This is a genomic window from Streptomyces sp. NPDC038213, assembly GCF_055600495.1.
In genome coordinates this window covers 105538-127879 of record NZ_JBVJYM010000008.1, presented here as the reverse complement: position 1 = coordinate 127879, position 22342 = coordinate 105538, and the positions used below count along the sequence as shown (strand labels likewise).

General features: G+C 74.5%; 22 protein-coding genes and 1 tRNA gene. 17 read left to right on the top strand and 6 right to left on the bottom strand.

The genetic code is table 11. The features are described from left to right. Positions 1-9: 9 nt before the first annotated feature. Positions 10-1371 (bottom strand): SGNH/GDSL hydrolase family protein, encoded by a 1362-nt coding sequence (locus tag ACZ7JZ_RS15015; RefSeq protein WP_470938405.1) that lies wholly within the window; start codon positions 1369-1371, stop codon positions 10-12. A gap of 131 nt (positions 1372-1502) precedes the next feature. Between ACZ7JZ_RS15015 and ACZ7JZ_RS15010 the strand changes: the two genes are divergently transcribed. Next, positions 1503-2804, top strand: a complete 1302-nt coding sequence (locus ACZ7JZ_RS15010; protein WP_470938402.1) for a DUF445 domain-containing protein — start codon at positions 1503-1505, stop codon at positions 2802-2804. A gap of 51 nt (positions 2805-2855) precedes the next feature. Here the strand turns inward: ACZ7JZ_RS15010 and ACZ7JZ_RS15005 are convergent, their stop codons facing one another. Both ACZ7JZ_RS15005 and ACZ7JZ_RS15000 read right to left on the bottom strand, forming a co-directional pair. Next, positions 2856-3173 carry a hypothetical protein gene (locus tag ACZ7JZ_RS15005; protein ID WP_470938399.1) on the bottom strand — a complete coding sequence of 106 codons (318 nt, stop codon included), beginning with the start codon at positions 3171-3173 and terminating at the stop codon, positions 2856-2858. A gap of 118 nt (positions 3174-3291) precedes the next feature. Next, on the bottom strand, positions 3292-3468 hold the full coding sequence (locus ACZ7JZ_RS15000; RefSeq protein ID WP_470938396.1) for a hypothetical protein: 177 nt from the start codon (positions 3466-3468) through the stop codon (positions 3292-3294). A 224-nt stretch (positions 3469-3692) separates the two neighbouring features. On the opposite strand from ACZ7JZ_RS15000, the gene ACZ7JZ_RS14995 reads away from it, so the two are divergent. From ACZ7JZ_RS14995 to ACZ7JZ_RS14985, 3 genes are all read left to right on the top strand, one after another. Further along, entirely contained in the window at positions 3693-4229 is a 537-nt protein-coding gene (locus tag ACZ7JZ_RS14995) for a GNAT family N-acetyltransferase (protein WP_470938393.1), read from the top strand. Between the two features lie 118 nt (positions 4230-4347). Next, complete coding sequence (locus ACZ7JZ_RS14990) at positions 4348-5409, top strand: hypothetical protein (RefSeq protein ID WP_470938391.1); 1062 nt, start codon at positions 4348-4350, stop codon at positions 5407-5409. Positions 5410-5474: 65 nt separating this feature from the next. Beyond that, positions 5475-5945, top strand: a complete 471-nt coding sequence (locus tag ACZ7JZ_RS14985) for a very short patch repair endonuclease (protein ID WP_470938388.1) — start codon at positions 5475-5477, stop codon at positions 5943-5945. A 45-nt stretch (positions 5946-5990) separates the two neighbouring features. Here the strand turns inward: ACZ7JZ_RS14985 and ACZ7JZ_RS14980 are convergent, their stop codons facing one another. Beyond that, complete coding sequence (locus ACZ7JZ_RS14980) at positions 5991-6992, bottom strand: tetratricopeptide repeat protein (RefSeq protein ID WP_470938385.1); 1002 nt, start codon at positions 6990-6992, stop codon at positions 5991-5993. 582 nt (positions 6993-7574) lie between these two features. On the opposite strand from ACZ7JZ_RS14980, the gene ACZ7JZ_RS14975 reads away from it, so the two are divergent. From ACZ7JZ_RS14975 to ACZ7JZ_RS14960, 4 genes are all read left to right on the top strand, one after another. Then, positions 7575-8009: a class E sortase gene (locus ACZ7JZ_RS14975; protein WP_470938382.1), complete on the top strand. Its 435-nt coding sequence runs from the start codon at positions 7575-7577 to the stop codon at positions 8007-8009. A gap of 176 nt (positions 8010-8185) precedes the next feature. Further along, positions 8186-8512, top strand: a complete 327-nt coding sequence (locus ACZ7JZ_RS14970; RefSeq protein ID WP_470938379.1) for a DUF6412 domain-containing protein — start codon at positions 8186-8188, stop codon at positions 8510-8512. A gap of 191 nt (positions 8513-8703) precedes the next feature. Further along, positions 8704-9513: a membrane protein insertase YidC gene (gene yidC, locus ACZ7JZ_RS14965; RefSeq protein ID WP_470938376.1), complete on the top strand. Its 810-nt coding sequence runs from the start codon at positions 8704-8706 to the stop codon at positions 9511-9513. Positions 9514-9737: 224 nt separating this feature from the next. Beyond that, positions 9738-10595 (top strand): fumarylacetoacetate hydrolase family protein, encoded by an 858-nt coding sequence (locus tag ACZ7JZ_RS14960; protein WP_470938677.1) that lies wholly within the window; start codon positions 9738-9740, stop codon positions 10593-10595. A 70-nt stretch (positions 10596-10665) separates the two neighbouring features. Here the strand turns inward: ACZ7JZ_RS14960 and ACZ7JZ_RS14955 are convergent, their stop codons facing one another. Next, complete coding sequence (locus ACZ7JZ_RS14955; RefSeq protein ID WP_470938373.1) at positions 10666-11793, bottom strand: Gfo/Idh/MocA family oxidoreductase; 1128 nt, start codon at positions 11791-11793, stop codon at positions 10666-10668. 55 nt (positions 11794-11848) lie between these two features. Between ACZ7JZ_RS14955 and ACZ7JZ_RS14950 the strand changes: the two genes are divergently transcribed. The 9 genes from ACZ7JZ_RS14950 to ACZ7JZ_RS14910 all read left to right on the top strand — a co-directional run bounded on the left by ACZ7JZ_RS14950 (position 11849) and on the right by ACZ7JZ_RS14910 (position 22071). Beyond that, a complete protein-coding gene (locus ACZ7JZ_RS14950; RefSeq protein WP_470938371.1) occupies positions 11849-13231 on the top strand; it encodes an ROK family transcriptional regulator in 1383 nt (460 codons plus the stop codon). A 708-nt stretch (positions 13232-13939) separates the two neighbouring features. Next, positions 13940-15040, top strand: a complete 1101-nt coding sequence (locus ACZ7JZ_RS14945; RefSeq protein ID WP_470938368.1) for a hypothetical protein — start codon at positions 13940-13942, stop codon at positions 15038-15040. Positions 15041-15060: 20 nt separating this feature from the next. After that, entirely contained in the window at positions 15061-15822 is a 762-nt protein-coding gene (locus tag ACZ7JZ_RS14940; RefSeq protein ID WP_470938365.1) for a GntR family transcriptional regulator, read from the top strand. Positions 15823-15973: 151 nt separating this feature from the next. Then, positions 15974-17095, top strand: coding sequence for a TIGR03364 family FAD-dependent oxidoreductase (locus tag ACZ7JZ_RS14935; protein WP_470938363.1), 1122 nt, complete (start codon positions 15974-15976; stop codon positions 17093-17095). 5 nt (positions 17096-17100) lie between these two features. Next, positions 17101-17835: a phosphonatase-like hydrolase gene (locus ACZ7JZ_RS14930; RefSeq protein ID WP_470938361.1), complete on the top strand. Its 735-nt coding sequence runs from the start codon at positions 17101-17103 to the stop codon at positions 17833-17835. Positions 17836-18143: 308 nt separating this feature from the next. Continuing rightward, positions 18144-19700 (top strand): alkaline phosphatase family protein, encoded by a 1557-nt coding sequence (locus tag ACZ7JZ_RS14925; protein ID WP_470938359.1) that lies wholly within the window; start codon positions 18144-18146, stop codon positions 19698-19700. Between the two features lie 163 nt (positions 19701-19863). Continuing rightward, positions 19864-20643, top strand: coding sequence for an HAD-IIA family hydrolase (locus ACZ7JZ_RS14920; RefSeq protein ID WP_470938356.1), 780 nt, complete (start codon positions 19864-19866; stop codon positions 20641-20643). 156 nt (positions 20644-20799) lie between these two features. Further along, a complete protein-coding gene (locus tag ACZ7JZ_RS14915) occupies positions 20800-21408 on the top strand; it encodes a hypothetical protein (protein WP_470938353.1) in 609 nt (202 codons plus the stop codon). Positions 21409-21423: 15 nt separating this feature from the next. Continuing rightward, a complete protein-coding gene (locus tag ACZ7JZ_RS14910) occupies positions 21424-22071 on the top strand; it encodes a class F sortase (RefSeq protein WP_470938350.1) in 648 nt (215 codons plus the stop codon). Between the two features lie 86 nt (positions 22072-22157). Here the strand turns inward: ACZ7JZ_RS14910 and ACZ7JZ_RS14905 are convergent. Next, positions 22158-22231 (bottom strand) — tRNA-Lys (locus ACZ7JZ_RS14905). Between the last annotated feature and the right edge of the window lie 111 nt (positions 22232-22342).

The window sequence follows — 22342 nt, the reverse complement described above, 5'->3', positions numbered from 1 at the left end:
GGAGGCGGCTCAGGCCGGGGCGGTGAGCAGGGCGAGTTCGAAGCGGCTGCCCATCGCCTCGTAGCCCTCGTCGTTGGGGTGGAGGTGGTCCCCCGAGTCGTACGCGGGGCGCAGCCGGCTGGGGGAGTCCGGGTCGCGCAGGATCCGGTCGAAGTCGACGACGTGGTCGAAGACCCCGCCCTCGCGGATGCGGGCGTTGACGGTGCGGCGGACGGATTCGCGCTCGGCTTCGTACCCGCGGTGGCCGCGGAAGGGCGGCAGGGTGGCGCCGATGACGCGGATGCCCTGCGCGGCGGCGCGCTTGCGGAGGTCGGCCAGGGCGTTCGTGATGCGGTCGGGGTCGATGACGCGGTTCGCCTTGAGGATGTCGTTCGTGCCGAGCTGCACGATGACCACGCGGACGCCCGCGCGGGAGAGGACGTCGCGCTCGAAGCGTTCCAGGGCGTTGGGCCCCGTGCCGTCGAGCAGCAGGCGGTTGCCGCTGATGCCGGCGTTGACGACGCCGAGGCGCGGGGTGCCGGCCTCGCGGATGCGGGCGGCGAGGACGTCGGGCCAGCGGCGGTTGGTGTCGGGGGTGGAGCCGAAGCCGTCCGTGATGGAGTCGCCGAGGGTGACGATCGTCCCGCGGACGGTGTCGGTGAGCACGTCCATGGCGACCAGCTGCCGCCAGGAGCGGGTCTCCTCGGTGAAGGTGGTCCCCGTCTCGTCGTCGGTGCTGTCGCCCTCGGCCGCGTACGAGGTCTGGCGGGCCTGCGGGTGGCGGGTGACCGGGCCGCTGGGGTCCTCGGTGGGCGGGGCGTACGTGCTGACCAGCATGTCGGAGCCGGCGGGCACCGCCAGCTCGGCGGGGTCGCTGGTGACCTCGTCGCCCGGCGGGATCGTGACCCCCTGCGCGCCGCCGAAGGTGAGCGGGACGAGCGAGCCGGGGATGGCAGCGGCGAGCGTGGTCGCGGCGCCGGTGGCCGAGCCCGCGCGCGAGAGGGCGGCGTCGGGGCCGGCGGCGGGGCCGACGGTGGTGCGGGCGATGCGCAGCGGGCTCTTGCCGTACAGGTTGGAGAGGGTGATCCGGACCTTGGTGCCGCCGACGGTGGTGTGGACGACGTTGCGGAAGGTGCGGCCGGCGTGGCCGCGGAGGTAGGTGTCCGGTTCGGCGTCGACGGGGGGTGCGGCCCAGGTGCCGACCCAGTCCGCGCCGCCGGTTCTGCCCTCCCCGGGCGCCGCGCTGGGGCGGCGCTCCGCGCCCGTGCGCGAGTCCGCCTCGGAGGCCGCGCAGCCGCTGGTGAGCAGCGTGGCCGCGGCCGCCAGGACGCCGAGGATCGGGCGGTGGCTCCTGGCGGGCGGGCGGTGGCTCACGGTGCTGCGGGCGGTCATGGCGGAAGTCTCTCCTCCGGTAGCGGTTCGCCGGAATGGGGGACGCCGGGAACTCGTGGCGCGTCCCGGGAGTCGGTCAAGTAGGCGACAGTGGCAAGAACGCTACGTGACAGGGGGGAAGGGCAGGACAGGTGGGACGTACAACGGACCGTGCGAGGGCCGGAGTGGGTGCTTTTGCGTACTCTGCGGCCGATGAGGAGAGGCGTCGGGGCGTCCGCCGCATGAAGGCGACGGCGACGGGACTGCTCGTCCTGGTCGCCGTGGTGTACGTACTGGCCAAGTGGGCGCAGCAGTCGGGCGCCGGGGGCTGGGCCGGGTACGTGGCGGCCGCGGCGGAGGCCGGCATGGTCGGCGCGCTGGCCGACTGGTTCGCGGTCACGGCGCTGTTCCGCCGCCCCCTCGGCCTGCCGATTCCGCACACGGCGATCATCCCGACGAAGAAGGACCAGCTGGGGGTCTCCCTCGGGGAGTTCGTCGGAGAGAACTTCCTGTCCTCGGACGTGGTGAGCACGCGGCTGCGGGCGCTGGGCATCGGCGGCCGGCTGGGCGCCTGGCTCGCGGAGCCGCAGCACGCGGACCGGGTGACGGAGGAGCTGGCGACGGCCCTGCGCGGGGCGCTGACGGTGCTGCGCGACGCGGACGTGCAGGCCGTGGTCGGCGAGGCGATCACGCGGCGGGCCGAGACGGCCGAGATCGCGCCGGGGGCCGGCAAGGCCCTGGAGAAGATCGTCTCGGACGGCGGGCACCGCCGCGTGGTGGACCTGGTGTGCACGAAGGCGCACGACTGGCTGGTGCTGCACGGGGACTCGGTGATGGACGCCGTCCAGGGCGGGGCGCCGGGGTGGACCCCGCGGTTCGTGGACCGCAAGGTCGGCGAGCGGGTCTACAAGGAGCTGCTGCGCTTCGTCACGGAGATGCGGGACATGCCGGAGCACCCGGCGCGCGGCGCGGTCGACCGCTTCCTCGCGGACTTCGCCGCGGACCTCCAGTCCGACACGGAGACGCGGGCGCGGGTCGAGCGGCTGAAGTCCGAGATCCTCGCGCGCGGGGAGGTGCAGGACGTGATCGCCTCGGCCTGGTCGGCGGTGCGGTCGATGATCCTCTCGGCGGCGGAGGACGAGCGCAGCGAGCTGCGGATGCGGGTGCGCTCCTCGCTGATGTCGCTGGGCGCCCGCCTGGCGACGGACGGCCGGCTCCAGGCGAAGGTCGAGGGCTGGACGGAGGGCGCGGTGGTGTACGTGGTCACGACGTACCGCGCCGAGATCACCTCGCTGATCACGGAAACGGTCGCGGGCTGGGACGCGGAGCACACCTCCCGCAAGATCGAGGCCCACATCGGCCGCGACCTCCAGTTCATCCGCATCAACGGCACGGTGGTCGGCGCCCTGGCGGGCCTCGCGATCTACTCGGCGTCGCGGGCGCTGGGGGGGTGAGGGGAGGGGTCCGGGGCCTTGGGCCCCGGGGCCCTCGGTCCCGGGGACCCCTCAGGTCCGGTCGGAGACGGCGTACGCCGTGCCCGCGACCAGGCCCGCCATGCCGAGGACGGCCGGCCAGGCGCCGATCTTCTTCGCCAGCGGGTGGGCGCCGGCGAAGCCGGCCACGTACAGACCGCCGAGGGCGGCCGCGGCCGGGGCCCCGGCCCGCCGGTTCCACTCCCGTACCGCCACCGCGCCCGCGGCGCCCAGGACGACCCCGCCCAGCGGCCGCTTGCCCGTATAGCGGGCGACGGCGTACCCGCCGACCAGCCCGGCTGCGGCCACCGCCGCCGAAGGCACCCGAGCCGTCCCCGTAATCCCGGCCATGTTCTCCTCCTCGTGTTGCGATCCCTGTGTCCTGATCGGACGCCCATACGGTGATGTGCCCGTACGCCTGTCTGCCCGTATGTCCGTATGTCCGTATGTCGGTATCCCTGCGACGAGGCTAACGCGACCGCCGTACCAGCCGGGCCGAGCCCACCAGCCCCAGCAGCAGCACGGCCCCGCCGACCACGCCGTCGGGGAGCGACTCCTGCACGGAGCGCGGCAGCAGGGCCATGACGCCCAGGACGAGGAGGAAGGCGACCGCACAACCGCCCGCGCCGAGCAGCAGTCTGGACAAGTGGGCCTCCTGGGAAGGGTGTTCGGGCCGGCCCGGGATCGCGCACCCGGACATCCGTTCAACGCCTCCCGCCGACAGGCGACACGGCCTGCGCCGTGGCCGGATTTGTCGCACACCCTCCGCTTCTGTGCACCGGCTCCCCGAGGGAACCCGCCAGGCGTAGATTCGGTCTCCTGATGTGAAATCACGCGCAACCCCCAGAACCCTCCCAGGAGCCCGCAATCGTGATCTGTTACGGACCGGCCGTCCTCGACCTCGCGGAGGAACTGGTCGACGCCTACGCCGAGGTCTTCTCCGCCCCGCCTTGGAACGAGGACGAAGAAACCATTCGCCAGTTCTGGCCCCGGTTCCAGGGCGACACCCGGCGCCCCGGCTTCCGCACCGCACTCGCCCAGTCCCCGGCCGGCATCGACGGGTTCGCGACGGCCTGGCTCACCGGCAGCACCCTCCCCAGGGGCCGCTCCTACGGGCACGTGCTCGCCCAGCTCGGCCGCAACCGGGTCACCGAATGCCTCGCGGGCGCCCTGGAGATAGACGAACTGGCCGTACGCCCCCACGCCCGGGGCCACGGCACCGGCCGGGCCCTGCTCGCCGAGATCGCGGCCGACGCCCCCGACTCCCGCGCCTGGCTCCTCACGGCCCGCCGCGCCACCGACACGGTCGCCACCTACCGCCGCCTGGGCTGGCACGAACAGCCCCCGCTCCCCGGCACGGAGAACGGCGTGGTGGTCTTCCTCTCCCCGAACCACCCGTCGGCCTGACTCCGCGCCGCGGCCCCGCACCCACCGCACCCCGGAACCACCAGCCCCAGAACCGCACACCCCGGAATTCACCCGCACCCACCGGAGTCGCCCCTGCACCCCCGGGCATACCCCCGGCATGATCACTCCCCGGAACCAGCACCCGCACCCGCACACCAACTCCCACCCCTACCCCCACCCCCCAACGCCTCAGCCCCCTAGCTCCCCTCCCCCTCCTCTCCACCGCCAGCACCGCCTGGCCACCACCCACCAGCTCAAACAGGCCGGCATCCCCGCCGCGACCATCGCCCGCCGCTCCCGCCCCGGCGGCCCCTGGCAGCGGCTGCTGCCCCGCGTCCACCTGCTCCAGACCGGGCCCCCGGACCACCGCCAACGGGCCCTGTCCGCAGTCCTCTACGCCGCCCGGCCCGACTCCGACCCCCTCTCCGGGGCCACCGCGGCCCTCACCGGCGGCGCGGCCCTGGCCCTCCTCGGCATCCGCGAGGCCCCACCGGAACCGGCCCACGTCCTGGTCCGCAGCCCCCGCCGCCTCGCCCCCGCACCCGGGGTGTGCCCCCTCCCCACCTCCCGCTGGCCCTCCACCATCGCCCTCTCCGGCGTACCCAGCGCCCGCCCGGTCCGCGCCGCCGCCGACTTCGCGGCCCGCACCGAGGACCCGGACCTCGTGCGCTCGGTCCTCGCCAACACCGTCCAGTCCGGCTGGTGCCACCCCCAGGACCTGTACGAGGAACTCCGCGCGGCCCGCACCCTGAACCGCCCCGCCGCCCGCGCGGCGGCCCGCGAACTCCTCGTCGGTGTCCGCTCGATCGCGGAGGCCCACGCCCGCGAGGCCCTGGCCCCGGCCGACCTCCCGCCCCCGCTCTGGAACGCCCGCCTCTACACCCCCGACGGCACCTTCCTGGCCTCCCCGGACGCCTACTGGCCCGACGAGGGCGTGGCCCTGGAGATCGACTCGGCGGAGTACCACTTCACGCGCGACTCCTGGCACGCCACCCTCCGCCGCCGCCTCCGCCTGGAGGCCCACGGAATCCTGGTCGCCAGCACCACCCCGTCGATCATCCGCACCACCCCCACGGAGGTCACCGAAGCCCTCCACACCCTCCTCACCCTCGCCACCACCCGCCCCACACCCCCACCGGTCCACGTCCGGGGCCACGCCCAACTGGAGCTGCCGCTCTAGGCGGGGTGGCGCAGGCCGGCGGGGCTGCCGGGGGAGCGCCGTCGCGCGGCTACACTCCCGCACCCATGGGCAGTAGCAACTCACCGCGCGAGGAGTCGTGGACTCCGCCACCCGGCTCCTGGGCGTCGTCCCCCGGCAACAGGCGGAGCATGGTCGGCAACCGCAGCCGCGACACGTCGCCGGAGCGGGCGCTGCGGTCCCTCCTCCACGCCCGCGGACTCCGCTACCGGGTCTCCGCCAAACCGCTGCCCGGCATGCGCCGGACAGCGGACCTGCTGTTCCGCCCGACGAAGGTCGCAGTCTTCGTCGACGGCTGCTTCTGGCACGGCTGCCCCCAGCACTTCGTAGCACCGAAGACCAATGCGGACTTCTGGAGAGAGAAGATCAACGGGAACATCCAGCGGGACCGAGACACGGACGCCAGGCTCGCAGCGGAGGGCTGGCTCGTCATGCGGTTTTGGGAGCACGAAGGCGCGGCGGAGTGCGCCGCGCGGGTGTGGACGGCGGTCACCTCGCGCCGAGCCGGGAAGGCCTGAGTCCGGGGCCCGGCCGGTCGGCCGGTCCGACCGGGCCGGGCAGGTTCAGGACTGGCCGTGGCAGTCCCCGTAGGGGTTGCCCGAGGTGCACCAGCAGGGGGAGGTGGGGGTGGGGGGCCAGGGGGTGGCTTTGCCTCGGGCGGCCAGGGTGGTGGCGTATTCGGCGAGGAGGGGCGGGGAGGCGGGGCTGGTGCGCTCCGAGGCGGCGAAGGCCTCGTACGAGGGGACCGTGCCCGTGACGATGCCCAGGTTCTTCGTGCCCGAGGCCGACAGGGAGCGCAGGGCCGATTCGATGGCGGCCAGGTGGACCGGGTGGGAGGGGTACTCCGGGGCCAGGGCCGGATAGGAGGCGAGGAGTTCGGTCAGCTCCTCGGCCGGCCAGTGGAGGACCGCCACCGGGAACGGGCGGGAGAGCGCGGCCCGGCGGTCGCCGAGTTCGGCGCGCAGGCGGGCGATCTCGGCGCGCAGTTCGGCCGGGTCGTCGGAGCCGAGGGCCCAGATGCGCTTGGGGTCGTGGAGCTCGTCCAGGGGGACCGGGCCGGTGTGGCGGGTGTCGGCCACCATGTCCCAGTCGTCGTGCGGCAGACCCAGCAGCCGGCGGACCCGGTGGCGGCCGGTGAGCAGGGCGATGGTGGCCGTGGTGAGGGGGGCCTCGTCGTCCGGGATGAGCAGGCGGGCCGCCTCGGTGAAGGAGGCCAGGGCCGCGTCGAGTTCGTCGTGGGCCTCGAGGGTCTCCGAGACGACCTCCCAGGGCGCGGCGTCGAGGGGGGCGGCGGCCCGGATGCCGTCGATCAGGGCGCGGGCCTCGGGCTCGTGGCCGTACTCCCAGAGGTTGGCCGCCTGGAGGGCCTTGATGAGGTGCGGGCTTGCGGGCTCGCCCGCGAGGAGCTGGTCGTAGAGCGCGCTGGCCCGTTCGCGCTCTTCGGCGAGTTCGAGGTGGGCCGCGGCCTGGAGGAGCAGGGGCTCCTTGTCCTCGGGGTAGCGGTTCGCCGTGCGGATGAGGCGCTCGGCTTCGTCGATGTGCTCGGCAGGCGTGTCGGGGCGCATGGTCCACACCGTACTGCTGCTGGTCAGTTGGCGGGGGAGGTCTTAGGGTGCGGGCGCGTGCGTGCGTGCGTGCGTGCGTGGGTGTGCGGGTGCGTGGGTGGCGTGAGCGGGCGCGGGTGGGTGGGGTGGGTGTCGGTGCGGGCTCGGGTTGTGGTGCAGGGGCAGCGGCGGGGTCGGGGGCGGCTGCCTTGGGCGCTGCGGGGGTTGTGGGTGGCGGCCGAGGGTGCGGTGACGGTGGGGGTGCTGCTGCTGTTGCTGGTGGTGCATCAGTTGTGGTGGACCAACCGGGAGGCCCAGGCGGGGGCTCGGGCCGAGGTACGGGAGTTGGAGCGGCGCTGGGCTGATGAGGGGGGAGGGGGAGTGGCGGAGGGCGTGGTTCCGGGGGAGGGGTTGGGCGAAGGGGGAGGGGCTGGGGGTCCGGGCGACGGGGGAGTGGGCTCGGGCGGGGTGGTTTTGGAGGCTGAAGAGGGGGATGCGGGGCGGTCGGTGCAGGGCGCCGGGGACGGTCGGGCTGGGGGCCGGGGCAGTGGCGGGAGTGGTGGCGGGAGTGCGTCCGGGCCTCGGTGGGACCAGGCGTATGCCGTGTTGCGGATACCGCGGCTCGGGGTGGTCGCGCCGGTGGCCGAAGGGGTCTCGAAGAAGGGCGTGCTCGACAAGGGGTACGTCGGCCACTACGGCGGTACGGCACAGCCGGGGCAGCGCGGGAACTTCGCCCTCGCCGGCCACCGCAACACCCACGGCGAGCCCTTCCGTTACGTCAACCGGCTGCGCGCGGGCGACGAGTTGATCGTCGACGTACGCGGGCGCCGGTACACGTACGTGGTCGGGAAGCGGCTGGACCAGACCTCGGCCCGGGACGGCGGGGTGATCGCGCCGGTGCCGCGAAGTGTGGTGAAGCCGCAGTACGGGTACTCCGAGCCGGGTTCCTACATCACGCTGACCACGTGCACGCCCGAGTTCACTTCGAAGTACCGGCTGGTGGTGTGGGGCACGCTGCGGTCCAGTGCGGTGAGGTAGGGCCGGGTGGGAGGGGCAGTGGTGGACGGCTGGATCATCCTTGGGTCTGACGACGCTGTCGGTGGGGGCGATTAGGATCGAACGCAGCAGCGAACGGCTGGGGTGGGGCTGAAGGTTGACCGGCCCCGGTGGTGATGTCTGGGTGGCCAGGAGAGGGAAAGGGCGGGGGTGGGGGCATGAGCAAGCAGGCTTGGTCGCGGCTTCTGCTGCTGCTCGGCTTCCTCGGGCTGCTCGGGCTGCTGGAGCCCTTCCTCGGCGAGGGCGGTCTGGGGCTCGGCCTCGCCGCTGCCGTCGCCTTCGCTGCCACCGCCTCCGCCGGCGTCGCCGCCGTGGCGTGTGCGGTCTTCGTCTCGCGCAGTGCCCGGCCCGTACCGCCGACGCTCATACGCACGGCGATACGCGACCGCGAGCAGCGCACGGCGTTCCTGCCGCAGCGCGATCCCGATGCGTCCGGCCGGTCGCGGCCGCGGGCGCCGGGGCGGTCCCTCCCGACGGCCGCGTAGGGCGCACTCTTCTTCCCGCTGCTTGCTGCTCCTTGTCGTTCGCCTTCCTTCGTCGCCGGTGTCGTGCCGAGATTTCGTGCGCTCCGGTCGTCGTAGCAGTGCGCCCTTTGCGGGCCGTCACGCCGATATCAGACACCTGATTCGACGAGACGCCCGGAGGGACCCCCGTGTCCGTTCTTTCGCTGTTCGCCATGTTCGTTTCCCACCTCGCCGGGCTACTGGAGCCGGCGTTCCAGGCCTCTGCCACCGCGGCGGCCATCGTGCTGTTCACCTTCCTCGTACGGCTCGCCCTGCATCCGCTCACCCGGGCCGCGTTCCGCGGGGAGCGGGCCCGGGCGGCTCTGGCGCCGCGGCTGGCCGAGCTCAGGCGCGCGTACCCCGGTCCGAGGAACGCGCAGCGGCTTCAGGAGGCCGCGCAGCGGCTGTACGCCGAGACGGGGGTGGGGCCGCTGGCCGGCATCCTGCCGATGCTCGTGCAGCTGCCGGTGTTCTTCGTGATGTACCAGGTGTTCTCCTCGGGGCGCGTGGGCGGCGAGGTGAACGGGCTGCTGGGGCACCGGCTGTTCGCGGCCCCGCTCGGTTCGCGTTGGGCCGACGCCTTGGGGGAGGACGGGGTGTTCGGTGCCCAGGGCTGGGTGTTCCTCGGGCTGTTTGCGGCGATCGCGGTCGTGGCCGGGTGGACGGTGGTCCGGGCCCGGCGGGCGGCTGCGCTGGCTGCCGCTGCTGCTTCTGCCGCCGCTGCGGTTGAGGGTGGGGGTCGGGGCCGGGGTGCGCGGGGTGGGGCCCGGGGTGGTTCTGCGGGGGGTGCGGTGGCCGGGCCGGAGGAGGAGGTCATGCGTCGGGTGATGAAGGTGGCTCCGTTGATGGCCTTCGGGACCCTGGTGACCGCTGCGTTCGTACCGCTCGCCGCCGGGCTGTACCTGTTGGCCACCACGGCTTCGGCGGCTGCCGAGCGGGCCTGGCTGCAGCGGCGCTGGGAGCGGAGCGAGGCGCTGCGGTAGGGGGGAGGCACGGGAAGAGGGGGGATGGGGCGGGGAGGAGGCGGGGAGCAAGGGGAGGGGTGGGGGGTTGCTCTGTGTAGTGGTCCGGGTTGTGAACAGGGTCTTGCAGATTGGACGAGGTTCTTGGAGGATCGACCAATCCTCCGATGGCCGCAACCCATCGGCCGGCCCCGGGTGCGCCTCATGCCCGCGGGTCGACCAGCCACGACCACGGGAGAATGCCCATGAAGCTGCTGCGCGTCGGACCGGTGGGGGCGGAGCGCCCCGCGCTGCTCGACCAGGACGGTGTCCTGCGGGACCTGTCCGGACTCGTCCCCGACATCGACGGTGCGCTGCTCGCCGACGAGACCGCCCTGTCCCGCGTACGGGAGGCCGCGGCGGCCGGGTCGCTCCCCGTGCTCGACGCCGAGGGACTGCGGACCGGGGCGGCCGTGGGCCGCATCGGCAAGGTCGTCGGCATCGGGCTGAACTACCACGGGCACGCGGCGGAGATCGGCGCGGCCATCCCCGAAGAGCCGATCATGTTCCTGAAGGCCCCCGACACCGTGGTCGGCCCGGACGACACCGTCCTCGTGCCGCGCGGCAGCGTGAAGACGGACTGGGAGGCGGAGCTCGGCGTCGTCATCGGCAGCACGGCCCGCTACCTGGGCTCGGCCGAGGAGGGGCTCGCGCACGTCGGCGGGTACGTCCTCGTCAACGACATCTCGGAGCGGGAGTTCCAGATCGAGCGCGGCGGCACCTGGGACAAGGGCAAGAACTGCGAGACCTTCACCCCCCTCGGCCCCTGGCTGGTCACGGCCGACGAGGTACCGGACCCGCAGGTGCTCGGTGTGCGGCTGTGGGTGAACGGGGAGCAGAAGCAGGACGGTTCGACCTCCGACCAGATCTTCCCGGTCGGCGAGGTCGTGCGGTACCTGAGCCAGTTCATGACCCTGTACCCCGGCGACGTGATCGTCACGGGTACGCCGGCGGGTGTGGCGATGGGCCAGCCGGAGCCGAAGCCGTACCTGCGGGCCGGCGATGTGGTCGAGCTCGAGATCGACGGGCTGGGGCGGCAGAGGCAGCAGCTCAAGGACGCCTGAGGGCGGGTCGTTTCGCGGCCGGGAGGGGCGGGCCGGATGGAGGCCCGCCCCTCCGCGGGGCGGACGCGCTTCAGGCGGTGGGCAGGTCCACCGTGCTGCCCGTGCGCGAGGAGTGCACCGCCGCCTCCAGGACCTCCAGGCAGGCCGCGGCCTCCTCCGCCGTCACCGGCGGCCGCCCGCCCGTGCGCAGGGCCTCCGCCACTGCCGCGTAGTACGCCGGGTAGTCCCCCGGCAGGGTCGGTACGGGCCGCCCGCCGCCCGTCAGCGGGGACTCCCCGGAGCCGATCCGGCCCCACAGGTGCTCGGGCTCGGTGCCCCAGGGCGTACCGGCCGCCGGGCGCCGGCCCTCCCGCAGGTGGCCCTCCTGCGGGTCCAGCCCGTACTTCACCCAGCCGGCCGCGGAGCCCAGCACCCGCATCCGGGGGCCGAGCTGTGCGGCGGTCGCGCTCACGTGCAGGTGGGAGCGGACGCCGTTCGCGTGCGTGAGCGCGATGAACGTGTCGTCGTCCGTCTCGGCCCCGGCGCGGCGCCGGTCCGCCTCCGCGTACACGCGCACCGCCGGGCCGAAGAGGGTCAGGGCCTGGTCGACCACGTGGCTGCCCAGGTCGTACAGCAGTCCGCCGACCTCGTCAGGGTCCCCGGACTCGCGCCAGCCGCCCTTCAGCTGCGGCCGCCAGCGCTCGTAGCGGGACTCGAACCGCTGTACCTCGCCCAGCTCCCCGCCGGCCAGGATGCTGCGCAGGGTCAGGAAGTCGTTGTCCCAGCGGCGGTTCTGGAAGACGGAGAGCAGGGTTCCCGTGCGCTCCGCGAGGGCGGCCAGGGCGCCGGCCTGCGCCGCCGTGGCCGCGATCGGCTTGTCCACGACCGTGGCCAGACCGGCTTCGAGGGCGGCGGTGGCCAATGGGACGTGCGTGCGATTGGGGGAGGCGATGACGACCAGGTCGAGTTCGTCGGCCCGGGCGAGCAGGTCCTCGGCGGTCGTGGCGATGCGTACGTCGGGGAACTCGGCGCGGGCCTGGGCCTGCCGCTCCTCGTTGGCCGTGACGACCGTGTCCAGGGCCAGGCCTTCGGTGGCGGCCACGAGCGGGGCGTGGAAGACCGAACCGGCGAGTCCGTAGCCGATCAGCCCTACGCGGAGGGGGGCCGGGGAGGGGGCTGCGGTGGGGGCTGTGGAGGCGGGAGGAGTGGTAGAGGCCATGCAATTACTTAAGCAACGCTGTTGCGTAAGTGCAAGTGGTGGGGATGATGGGTGGGTGGACAGGAGTAGCGGTAGTGGTGGTAGCGGCAGTGGTGGCGAGCTGGGTGCGGGTGCGGGTGCCGGTTCGGGTTCGGGTGTCGGTGTAGGGCCCGGGATTGGCCTGGCCGCCGTACGCAGCCACAATTCCGGGCTCGTCCTCGGGCTCCTGCGTGCCGCGGGCGCCGCGGGGGCCAGCCGGCCCGAGCTCGCCGGGGGTACGGGGCTCACCCCGCAGGCCGTCAGCAAGATCACCGCGCGCCTGCGGGCCGCGGGCCTGGTGGCGGAGGCGGGTCGGCAGGCCTCCACCGGGGGCAAGCCGCGGACCGTCCTGCGGCTGGTCCCGGAGGCGGGGTACGCCGCCGGGCTGCACCTGGACCGCGACGAACTGCGCGCCGTACTCGTGGACCTGGCTGGGCGCACGGTCGCCGAACGGCGCGCCGCGATCGACTTCGGGAGGGGAGCGGAGGCGGTCGTGGACGCGGCCGCTCTTGAGCTTGGGCGGCTGGTCTCCGATTTCCTTGGGGCAGGGGCAGGGGCAGGGATCGAGGGTGAGGGTGGTGGAGCAGGGGCTGTGCTCAAGCAGCTCGTGGGTGTGGGGTGTGCTGCGCCCGGGCCGCTTGATCATCGGACTGGGGTGATGGGGCGCGTCACCGGGTTTCCCGACTGGGACGGGTTTCCGCTGCGCGCGGCGCTGGCGCGGCGGCTCGGGGCGGTGGGGGGTGCTGTCGCCCCGGCATCCGGGTTCGCTTCCGAGTCCGGGTTCGCGTCTGGGCCCGGTGTCGCGTCCGGGCTCGGGCTCTCTTCTGGGCTCGGTGTCGGGTCCGGGCTCGGTGTCGCCGCGGCGGGCGGTGCCGTGCCCGTGGTGCTCGACAAGGACACCAATGCTGCCGCCGTGGGGCTGGCCGCCCATCCGGCGGGGGCCGGGTTCGCTGGGGGCGACGCGGGTTCGTTCGCCTACGTGCACTTCGGTACGGGCCTCGGGGCCGGGATCTTCCTCGCGGGCGGGCCGCACCGGGGGCCGCGTACCGGGGCGGGGGAGTTCGGGCACCAGGTGCTGGTGCTCGACGGGCCCGGGTGCCGGTGCGGGGCGCGCGGCTGCGCGGAGGTGCTGTGCCTGGACGCCGTGGCCCGCGGGGACCTGGCAGCCGCGGCCCGGATCCTCGGCGAGGCCACCGCGAACCTGGTCGCGCTGCTCGACGTGGACCGGGTGGTGCTCGGGGGGCGGGTGGTCGAGCGGGCGCCCGCGGAGTTCGTACGGGGTGTCGGCGAGGTGCTCGCCGTACGGGCCCTGGGTGAGTACGCCGTCCAGGTGGCCGCAGCGCCCGGAGGGGCGGTGGCCGCGGGGGCGGCGGAACTCGTCCTCGCCGGGGTGTTCGGGGCGGGGCGGCGGGCGGTGTAGCCGTTCCTGTGGGGCGGGATCGGGCTGGGGGCGGGGCCAGTGCCGGGATCGGGGTGGGGTCAGCCGCCGGGGTCGGGGCTGAGCCGTTGTCCGTAGCCGGGTCGGCTGCGTGGCCGGTTGGGGGCGTCCCGCCATGCGTGACGGTGTTTCCGGGGCGGGGTGCCCTGTCAAGGGCGCTCCTCCTCCGTCGTCGCGTCGCTGCGCGATTCCGCTGCGCTCCACCCTGGACAGGGCACCCCGCCCCGGACGGCATGACTGCCTGTCGGGACGCCCCTCGAAAAGGAACGCCCAGGGGGGACCGGGGCGGGGAGCCCCGGGGTCGGCCGCGGCAGTCCGGGTACCGGGCTCCCCACCCGTGCGCAACCTGCCCCGTGCGTAGCCCGACCCCGCTCGGTCCGCCGTGCCCCGCTCGGTCTGCCGGGCCCAGGCCACCGCCGAGCCGGGGCCTGCGGCGTGCCGCGGCCTCTGCCGAGGCCCGGCCTGCGTGCGCCGCCCCCTCCGGCCTCCGCCGCCCCCCGGCCTCCGCCCGCCGCGCCCCCGACCTCCGCCGCCCCCCACCCCCGCCCGCCGAATGGGCGTAAACCGGGTCATCCCGCGGCGTGTGTGGACAGGCGGGTCCGCGCGCGTGGGAGGGTGCGGGGGACGGCGGGGTGATTGTCACCTGGTCACCTCGTCCGACCGATGTCCGGCGAGCAGCGAAGGCCCTCCATGCGACTGCGCACAGCACTGGCCGTCTCCGCCGCCGTGGCCGCGCTCGCGCCCGTGGTGGCCGCGGCCCCGCCCGCCTTCGCCTCCGGTTCGGTGTCCGCCGCCGCGGCTACGATGCCGTCCGTCGCCACACTCGGGTCCGGAGTGCCTGCCGCTGCCGCCGCGGTGCCGTCCGCTGCCGGCGGTTCCGCTTCGGTCGGCTTCGCCGTTTCCGCTCCCGTCGGCCCCCTCGTCTCCGGCTCCTCCGTCGTCGCCCAGGCCCTCCGCTCCCCCCTTTCCGTCGTCGCCCCCCGGACCCCCGCCGACATCGGCGAGGGCGGCGGGGCGAAGCCCGCGCCCGCACGGCCCTCCCGGGTGCAGCCGCGCTGTGGGGACGGGGAAGGGGCCGAGTTCCCGCTCGGTGCGCGGATCCGGGGCGGGCCCGCCGTGTACCGGACCGGGGGCGGGCCGCAGACCTGGTACCTCGACCTGACCAACTCCACCGGCGGTACCTGCACGGCGGTCCACCCCGTCGTCGTGTTCAGCGACAGTGCGCACGCGCTGCGGGCCGGTGACTTCCGGATGGAGTTCGCCGACGGTGCGGGGGAGTTCCGTCCGGTGAGCCTTGAGCGCACCGATCAGGACGAGGTCGTCGCCGTGTTCGACGGGGAGGGGCGCGGCGCCTCCCCAGATGCGGGTTCCGGTTCCGGGCCCGGTGGGGGTTCCGGTGCCGCGGCGCGTCCGCTGCCCGGCTTCGCCGGGTTCACCGTCGCCCCCCGCTCCTCCCTCACCGTGACCGTGCGGCTCGCCTTCGCCGAAGGCGCGCCCGTCGGGGAGGTCGTCGCCGACGCCGCGCTCGTACAGCGCAAGGGCCAGGGCGAGGGCGACGGCGGGGGTGAGGACGGGGACTGGGTGGGTGAGGCCGGGGCGTACCGGTTCTCCGTCGACGGGCCCGAGGGGCCGGCAGAGCCCGGGGCTGCCGGCTCCCTGGCCGAGACGGGGGCCGGCCGCCCCGGCCCGGAGCGGGACGGGTGGCTGTACGGGCTCGGGGCGGTGGCCGCGGCACTGGCCGCGGCCGGCGGGGTGCTGGTGCTGGGGGCCCGGCGGCTGCGCGCGGGCTGAGCGCCCGTACAGTCCGGGACGTGGAACCGACGCACCCGCACCACCACTCCGGCGGCCCCGTCCGCTCGGGCATCCCCGAGCACGGCCGCATCCCCAAGTACTACGCCGTCAAGGCCCGGGTGACCGAACTCGTCGAGGAGCTGGGCGAGGGCGGCCTGCTGCCGACCGAGCGCGATCTGGCCGAGCGGTACGGGGTCTCGCGCGAGACCGTGCGCCAGGCCCTGCGCGAACTCCTGCTGGAGGGGCGGCTGCGGCGCTCGGGCCGCGGGACCGCGGTCGCCGGGCCCAAGCTGGAGCAGCCGCTGTCCCTCGCCAGCTACACCGAGGGCGTGCGCCGCCAGGGCCGGCGGCCCGGCCGCAGCCTGATCGGGCTGGAGCAGTTCCCCTGCCCGCCCGCCCTCGCCCCGGGCATCGGGGCCGAGGCGGGCGAGCCCGTCTGGCACCTGGAGCGGGTCCTGCTCGCCGACGACGAGCGGGTCGGGCTGGAGAGCACCTACATCCGGGTGGCCCGCGCGCCCCGGCTGGCGGTGGACTTCCGGCCGGACAGCTCCTTCTACGGGTACCTGAAGGACGAGCTCGGCATCGGCTTCGGGGACGCGGACGAGAAGCTGGAGACCGTGCTCGCCACGCCCCGCGAAGCCCTCCTGATCGGGACCCCGCCCGCCCTGCCGATGTTGCTCCTCCACCGCTTCTCGCGCGATCCGCAGGGCCGGCCGCTGGAGCGCGTCCGCTCGCTCTACCGCGGCGACCGGTTCAGCTTCACCACCCGCCTCCATCCCTAGGGGGCAGGGGCCGACAGGCGGGTGGGGGTGCGGGGAAGGCCGCAGGCTGATAACCGATCGGTAACGGGTCTGGTCCAAATTCGGGGGGTGTTCACGGTCGCGACCGGCCTCCGCCCCCTCCGGGACACTCCCCGGTACGAGCGTTTCCGGCATGAGAGTCATAGTCGTCGGAGGCGGCGTGGTCGGCACCATGCACGCCTGGCAGGCAGTCCAGCGCGGCCACGAGGTCGTACAGATCGAGCGCGAGGCCGAGGCCCGCGGTGCCTCGCTGCGCAATTTCGGGCAGGTGTGGGTGAGCGGCCGGGCCGGGGGCGAGGAGCTCGCCACCGCCCTGCGGGCCCGGGAGCTCTGGGAGCGGATCGGGGCCGAGGTCCCCGGCCTCGGCTTCCGGGCCAACGGCTCGCTGACCCCCGTGCGCACCGCCCGCGAGTACGCCGTGGCGGAGGCGGCCGCCGCCCGCCCGGATGCCGCGGCCCGCGGGTACGAGCTGCTCGGCGCGGCCCGCGCCAGGGCCCTCAACCCCGCCCTGCGCGGCGCCTTCGAGGCCGCCCTGTGGTGCGAGCGGGACGCGGCCGTCGAACCGCGGACCGCGCAGCTCGCGCTGCGCGAGCGGCTGCGGGAGTCCGGCCGCTACGCCTTCCTGTCCGGCCGCGAGGTCCGCGAGGTGACCGGTACCGCCGCCGTCCGCGACGACCACGGCGACGTGCACCGCGGCGACGCGGTGGTGCTGGCCACCGGCGCCTGGCTGAGCGGTCTGGTGCGGGAGCTCGAACCGGACCTGCCGGTGCGCCGGGTCCGGCTGCAGATGATGCAGACCGCGCCCCTGGGCGAGGAGCTGCCCACCTCGGTCGCCGACGCCGACAGCTTCCGCTATTACCCCGCCTACGCCTCCCCGGCCCTCGACGCCCTCAACGTCCACCAGGCGCAGGCCCCCGCGGCCGCCGCCCACGCGATGCAGCTGCTCATGGTCCAGCGCCGCGACGGCGGCCTGACCATCGGGGACACCCACGAGTACGAGCACCCCTTCGCCTTCGACACCCTCGAAGACCCCTACGAGCACGTGGCCGCGGTCGCCGAGTCCTTCCTCGGCCGCCCCCTGCCCGAGGTCCGGCGCCGCTGGGCCGGGGTCTACGCACAGTGCACCGACACCACCCGGGTGGTGCACCGCCGGCAGGTCCGCGAGGGCGTGTGGCTGGTGACCGGGCCCGGCGGCCGGGGGATGACCTGCGCCCCCGCCATCGCCGAGACCACCGCAGACGAACTGGGCTGGTGAACAGCATGGGCACCAAGGACACGCACCCGACGGCCGGCGCCCCGGCCCACCGCCTCGTCGTGCTCGACATGGCCGGGACCACCGTCGCCGACGGCGGGCTGGTCGAGCGGGCCTTCGGGCGGGCGGCCGAACGCCTCGGCGTGGAGGCCGGATCCGAGCGCCGCGCGCAGCAGCTCCAGTACGTGCGCGACACCATGGGCGAGTCGAAGATCTCGGTGTTCCGGCACCTCTTCGGGACCGAGGAGCTCGCCCGGCGGGCCAACGCCGCCTTCGAGGAGGCGTACGGCGAACTGGTCGACGGCGGTCTCGTCGCCCCGCTGCCCGGCGCCCGCGAGGCGATCGAGCAGCTCCGCACCGAAGGCCGCACCGTGGTCCTCACCACCGGCTTCGCCCGCGTCACCCAGGACGCCATCCTCGACGCCCTCGGCTGGCAGGACCTGGCCGACCTCACCCTGTGCCCGGCCGACGCGGGCGGCCGCGGACGCCCGTACCCCGACCTGGTGCTGGCGGCCCTGCTGCGCACCGGGGCCGTGGACGACGTGCGCCGGATCGCCGTCGCGGGCGATACCGCGTACGACATGCTCAGCGGCAGCCGCGCCGGGGCCGGGACCGTCGCGGGCGTGCTCACCGGGGCGCACGGGCGCGAGCGGCTGGCGGCGCACGGGGCCACCCACGTCCTGGCATCCGTCGCCCTCCTCCCGGAGGCGCTGGCCCGCGTCGAGAGCGGCGAGGTTTCCTGACGGACAATCAGATTCGGTCGGTTTTTCGGCCGTACGGCGCCTTTCCCTCCGGCCCGGACGCATGGAAGTCTGCCACCGGCAGTCGGCGCGCAACCTCCCGGTCGACGGAGGGTCACCCTCGGGCCCGAGAGTGACACCCGGATAACGGGTCTGGACCGAAGACCGCACCTCCGGTCCCGGCCCGGCCCCGCGCACCCCGCGCGGGGCCGCGCCCACCGCCGTACGCACGTCCCGTACGCCCGCTCCGTACGCACGTCCCGTACCGCGCCTCCCCACCGCGCACCCGCGACCACTCCCTGGAGGAGTACGTGCAGACCGCTCTCCCCGGCCGCCCCCACGGCCGCACCCCGCGCCGCCGCCTCACCGTGGCGGCCGCCACCGCCGGGCTCCTGCTCTCCGCCGGCGCCACCGCCGCGGCCGCCCCCGGTACCGCCCCCGCCGCGGTCTCGGCCGGTACCGACAAGGTGCTGGTCATCGGGCTCGACGGGGTCGCGCTCGACCGGCTCAAGGCCGCCGACGCCCCCCACCTCAAAGGGCTGATGGCCCAGGGCCTGACCGCCTACAGCACCCTGTACGCCAACCCCATGGCGGCCACCTCCTCCGGCCCCGGCTGGTCGACCATCGCCACCGGCGTGTGGCCCGACAAGCACGGAGTGAAGGACAACTCCTTCACCGGCAAGAACTACGGCGCGCACCCGGACTTCCTCACGCGCATCGAGAACGCCAGCCCCGCCCTCAACACCTACGCGGCGGCCGACTGGGAGCCCATCACCTCCACCGACCAGAACGGCCCGATCTTCTCCCCCAAGGTCGACAAGCGCCTCTCCCTCAAGGGCGACCGCGACGGCTACCGCACCGAGGACCCCAAGATCGCCGCCGCGGCCGCCGCCGAACTCCGCGACGCCGACCCGGACGCCTCCTTCGTCTACCTCGGCGAGGTCGACGTGGCCGGGCACTCCTACGGAGCCGCCAGCCGCCAGTACCTCGACACCATCGCCCGCGTCGACGGCCTGGTCGGACAGCTGCTGACGGCCGTTCAGGACCGCCCGACCTACGCCCAGGAGAACTGGCGCATCCTGGTCACCACCGACCACGGCCACACCGCGGCCGGCGGCCACGGCGGCTCCACCATCGCCGAGCGCGGCACCTTCGTCATCGCCAAGGGCCCCGGCATCGCGGCCGGTTCGGTACGGGACGACGTACGCCTCGTCGACGTGGCCGCCATCGCCCTGCGGCACGTCGGGGTCCCCGCCACCGGCCTGGACGGGCTGGCGCTCGACGCGGCCGACTCCGACGCCTTCGACACCCTGCGCCCCAGCCTCCGCACCCGCGTGGACGAGACCGGGATCCCCGCCGCGACCAAGGGCTTCACCCGCACACCGCCGACCGGCTGGAGCGTGGACAACTCCCGTATGGGCACCGGCGGGATGACCGAGTGGGCCGGATGGTCCTTCGCCACCGACGAGTTCTGGACCCAGTCGCAGCGCGACCAGTGGCGCGAGCTGGGCGTCCGCTCCCGTGACGTGTTCGCCGTCGCCGACTCCGACGAGTGGGCCGACAAGGCCCACACCGGCACCTTCGACTCCACGCTCGTCACCCCCGCCTACCCCGTGGCCGGCGGCACCACCCGGACCCTGCGGTACGCCACCCACTACCGCCACGAGGCCGGGCAGACCGCCCAGGTGCTCGTCTCCTACAACGGCGGCGCCCCGACCGTGGTCAAGAGCCACACCGCCGACGCCCTCGCCCGGACCGAGTCCGTCACCCTCCAGGTCCCGGCCGGGGCCACCAGCGTGAAGGTCCACTTCCGCTACGCCGGCACCAACAACTGGTACTGGACCGTGGACGACGTCACCCTCGGCTGAGCCCCGGGGTCCGGGACCGGCTCCCGGGCCCCGGATCCGCGCCCGCCGTCCCGGGCCGTGGACGCCCTCGGCGTCCGCCGCCCGGGCTCGGTAGGGTGGTATGGACCAGAGGCCCTGGAGGCCCCTGCCAAGGTCAGAGCCACGCAGAGCGGAGAACAGTCCCGTGGGAGAGCGCAAGCCGATCGAATCCTGGCTCACCGACATGGACGGGGTCCTCATCCACGAGGGCACCCCGATCCCCGGCGCCGACCTCTTCATCAAGCGGCTGCGGGAGTCGGGCAAGCCCTTCCTGGTCCTGACCAACAACTCCATCTACACCCCGCGCGACCTCCAGGCGCGGCTCCAGCGCATGGGCCTCGACGTGCCCGTCGAGAACATCTGGACCTCGGCCCTCGCCACCGCCAAGTTCCTCGACGACCAGCGCCCGGGCGGCACGGCGTACGTGATCGGCGAGGCCGGACTGACCACGGCCCTGCACGACATCGGCTACATCCTCACCGACCACGACCCGGACTACGTGGTCCTGGGCGAGACCCGGACCTACAGCTTCGAGGCCATGACCAAGGCCGTCCGGCTGATCAACGCCGGCGCGCGGTTCATCTGCACCAACCCCGACGAGACCGGCCCCAGCACCGAGGGCCCGCTCCCGGCCACCGGCGCGGTCGCCGCCCTCATCACCAAGGCCACGGGCAAGAAGCCGTACTTCGCCGGGAAGCCGAACCCCCTGATGATGCGGACCGGCCTGAACGCCATCGGCGCCCACTCCGAGACCAGCGCCATGATCGGCGACCGGATGGACACCGACGTGCTCGCCGGACTGGAGGCGGGCATGCAGACCTTCCTCGTGCTCACCGGCCTGACCACCGTCGCGGACGTGGACAAGTTCCCGTACCGCCCGTCCAAGACCGTCGACTCGATCGCGGACCTCGTCGAGCGCATCTGACGTACGGCCCGGCCGGGGCGGGCATCCGGACCCGCCGGCCGGCCGGCCGCGGGCGGGCATCCGACGTACGGCCCGCACCCGTACGGGCCAGTCGGCCGCCCGCCGGGATGCGCTGCGGCGCGCCGCGCGTGAACCTCCGTAACAGGAGGTTTCACGATGCGTACCCATCTGCTCGCTCTCCGCGGCGCCGCCGCCGGAGGCTCCCTGCTGGCCACGTCAGCCCTCGTCCTCGCAGGCTTCGGCTCCCTGCCCGCGGCAGCGGCCCCGGCGGGGGAGGAGAACCGCGGCACGGTCTGGGCCACCCCGGCGACCGCCTCGCCGGGGGCGCAGATCGAGCTGCGCGTGAACGGCTGCGACGGCACCACGGGCGCCGCCAAGTCCAGCGTGTTCGTCGCCGACGCCCATCTGACCGGGCGCGACGGCCGCGGCAACCCGCTGTACGGCGAGGCCATGATCAGCTCCAAGGCGCAGCCGGGCTGGCACACGATCCGCGTCACCTGCGACGGCCAGGACGACAAGGCCACCGGCAGCATCCAGATCGTGCACCACGATCCGACCCACCGGCCCACCCACCACCCGTCCCCGGTCTGGCCGGTGCACGCGGGCGGCGGGGGCATGTCCGCCGAGCTCGCCGCCGGGAAGAAGGAGGACGGCGGCGGCCCGGGCCTGCCCCATACGGTGATCGGCGCGGTCCTGGCCTGCGCGGCCACCCTCGCCGTGGCCGGCCGGGCGATGCGGCTGCGCCGCCGCCGCAGCGGCCAGTGACGGGCGCGGGCCGGTATGGCGGCTGAGCCGCGGCCGGCGGTCAGCGGCCGGATGCTGACCGGGGCGGCCTGGGCGGTACTGCTCACGGGTCTGTGGCTGTGGGGCCGGGAGATATCCGACCTCCCGGCCGCCCCGGGCGGTGCGGCCGGGGCCCTGTTCACCGCGGGCCTGCCCGCGGCCCATCCGCCGGTGGCCGGGCCCGCCCCGCCCCTGCGGGTGGACGTGCCCTCCCTGGGCATCCGGGCCCCGGTGGTGCCCCGGGGCCTGGACCGCGACGGCGCGGTCGACCCGCCGCCGTACGCCCGCCCCGAGGCGGCGGGCTGGTACGCGGCCGGGGCCGGACCGGGGGAGGCGGGCCCGGCCCTGCTGGTCGGACACGTGGACACCCGGTCGAAGCCCGCGGTGTTCTACGGGCTGAGCTCGGCCAAACGCGGGGACTCCGTACGGGTGCTGCGGGCGGACGGGAAGACCGCCGAGTTCACGGTGGAGCGGGTGGCCGTGCACGACCGGGAGGGCTTCGACCCGGCCGAGGTGTACGGGCCGCGGGTCCCCGGGCGGGCCGAGCTGCGGCTGATCACCTGCGGGGGCGCGTACGACAAGAAGGCCCGGGAGTACTCGGCGAACGTGGTCGTCTCCGCCTACCTGACCGGCGTCCGGAACTGACGCCGGTGCTGCCCGCCCCGCTGCTCTGCGCTGTCTGCGCACACGAAGAAGCCCCCCGCATTGCTGTGGGGGGCTTCTTCCGTCTGTGCGCCGCCAGGGACTCGAACCCCGGACCCGCTGATTAAGAGTCAGCTGCTCTAACCAACTGAGCTAGCGGCGCTTGGTGACAGGGAAAACTCTACCCCACCTCCAGGGGTGCTCGTGCGCGGGGCGCGCCCGGGTTGTCCGATTAACCCATATTCTCCCGATCTCCGTGCAGTATGTGTGGTGC